The sequence below is a fragment of the Pseudomonas sp. genome (assembly GCF_037994325.1).
Lineage (GTDB): Bacteria > Pseudomonadota > Gammaproteobacteria > Pseudomonadales > Pseudomonadaceae > Aquipseudomonas.
In genome coordinates, this window is record NZ_JBBNAH010000153.1 from 1 (window position 1) to 2,202 (window position 2,202).

The window sequence follows — 2,202 nt, forward strand, 5'->3', positions numbered from 1 at the left end:
CCCCATAACGTCCCTCCCCGGTGCTTAAGAACACCCACACGTAGCGGATATCCGCACCCGACAGAAGCGGCGTTTTATTGCCTACAGTTTCTCCGTGGGCTCTGAAATTACTGTTATGCCGGGAGTGGACGAATACAAAACCCGCAAGGGAAATAAGTCCGGCCCGCTACGTGGGGTTTCTTTAACTCCCGGCACCCAGCCTAAAGAGGCTGACACGTAATTTGAGAGGTATACGGAAATGCCACACCAATCCGCAGTAACCCACCGCGTCACCCACTCCCCGCTTGCCGTCTCCCTGGAGGTGCAACCATGAGCGGCCAACACACTGCTGTCACCGACAGCCGCATCTTTTGCCGGGTCGACGGTAAAACATTGTTTTCCGTAAACGCCGGCATCCCCTTGGAGCAAGCGCTGGAGCATGCAGCCGATTTGCTCTTCTGCCTTGAAACCCTGATCGTCAGCCACGGTGCGATCAACGAAGCAGCCGAGCGGAGCACTCAGCAATACCTCGCCGAAATGGCCCGCGCCGTGGTCGACGCCTGCCAAGTGCAAGACCCTGAGTTTTTGGCTCAGGCGCAAGCGCGAGTTAAGGCGGCTCGCGAGCCTAAAGCGCAGGAGCAGGCCGCTGCGTAAGGTGGGAGGTTGTTAGGCGTCTGCTTTGAAGTGGGAGCCCTATAACCCGCAAGTACAAAACCCCGCTTTGGCGGGGTTTTGTGAAGACGAAGAATTTGGTCGGAGGTCGTGAGCGAAAAATTAGCTGCGCTTTATGCGTATTGTGTTACGTACGTACGTACGTAATAATCAGCGCATTATTGACATTCATTTGAGGCATTTGCCCATGAGCGCACTTTTGGAACGAGCTGACCAAGCCGTATCTGCTACCACAATGGTGCGCACCTTCGGCGCCCGTTTGAAGGACATCACCAGCGGGGAGGTCTCTCACTTGGTAATTTTTAAAGACAATGAACCTGCGGCTGTATTGGTAGGCGTCGATGCTTACCAGGCGATGCGGGATGAGCTTGAAGATCTTCGCGCCGAGTTGCTCGCCATTGAGCGTATTGCCAGCTTGGACACGTCCACTACCGTGAGCCTTGAAGATATGGAGGCTCGCTTCAGCTAGGCAGTAAACGATGAACTGGAGCGTTCGGTTTCACCACGCTGTAGATGAGGATCTCCGGCAACTTGGAAGAGCGGAGGCGAGGCGAGTACTTAAGGTGATACGCGAGCGTATTGCCGAAGGCGAGCCTGACAAAATCGGCAAGCCGCTGCGCGGCCCGCTGGCGGGTTATCGACGAGTTCGAACCGGCGATGTTCGTATCGTCTATCGCATCGATGGAACCACCATTGTGCTGGTGCTATGCGTTGGCGCGCGGCGTGACGAAGAAGTCTATGACGCGGCTACCAAGCGGGTTTAGAGCCAGGTTTGAACTGGGCGCCCTATAACCCGCAAGTACAAAACCCCGCTTTGGCGGGGTTTTGTGTTTTCACAGTACCGGCCAAGGCCTATGCCGTACGGCTGAAACGGATGGCCCCACAAGCCGCCCAGTAAACCGAGGTTCGGCTGGTATCGCCTTCGCGAGTTGTGGCAGCGCATTAACAGGTGTAGCGCTAGCTCTGCACCCCACGCGCTTCGCAATTAGTGCGTTGTTGTTTCCTACAGGCCTATGCAACTCCAGGTGTGATTTGCCTGCCATCCCACACCTCGGCCAGCCCTAGCTGGCATTCAACACCACCCTCCTCGCCGTAACGTTTTCGCAGCCCAATGCCTGCCGAGACAAAACGCCGACATGGATGTACACAGCCCGCTTTGCCGATCCATCGCCCGCCTGCTGATCGCTGTTCTTTTCCTTAATCCCCTGCTGAGCACGGCGGCCGACTTGGCCGTCGATAGCGGCAGCACGTCCATCACCAGCGCCGCCAATGGCGTGCCTATCGTTAATATCGCTGCGCCCAATGGCAGCGGCCTTTCCCACAATAAATTCACTGACTACAACGTTGGCCAGCAGGGGCTGATCCTTAACAACGGCACGGCGGCGTTTAACCAGACCGAATTGGGTGGGGTGATTCTTGGCAATAGCGGGCTGGGTGGTCGCGCGGCTGGGCTGATCCTTAATGAAGTCACGGGCGGCAGCCCCAGTCAGCTCAAGGGCTATACGGAGGTCGCTGGGCAAAGCGCCCATGTGGTGGTGGCCAACCCTCAAG

At 57.0% G+C, this 2,202-nt stretch carries 4 protein-coding genes; all 4 read left to right on the forward strand.

Annotated elements, in window-relative coordinates:
- The first annotated feature begins 309 nt into the window (after positions 1-309).
- Positions 310-633, forward strand: coding sequence for a DUF3077 domain-containing protein (locus tag AAAB16_RS05175; protein WP_340662382.1), 324 nt, complete (start codon positions 310-312; stop codon positions 631-633).
- A gap of 253 nt (positions 634-886) precedes the next feature.
- Positions 887-1,120 (forward strand): type II toxin-antitoxin system Phd/YefM family antitoxin, encoded by a 234-nt coding sequence (locus AAAB16_RS05180; RefSeq protein ID WP_340662385.1) that lies wholly within the window; start codon positions 887-889, stop codon positions 1,118-1,120.
- 10 nt (positions 1,121-1,130) lie between these two features.
- The gene (locus tag AAAB16_RS05185; RefSeq protein ID WP_340662383.1) at positions 1,131-1,415 is read left to right on the forward strand and encodes a type II toxin-antitoxin system RelE/ParE family toxin; all 285 of its coding nucleotides are present in this window, start codon (positions 1,131-1,133) and stop codon (positions 1,413-1,415) included.
- A gap of 372 nt (positions 1,416-1,787) precedes the next feature.
- Positions 1,788-2,202: filamentous hemagglutinin N-terminal domain-containing protein (locus AAAB16_RS05190; protein WP_340662384.1), on the forward strand; the 415-nt coding region annotated here is incomplete at its 3' end.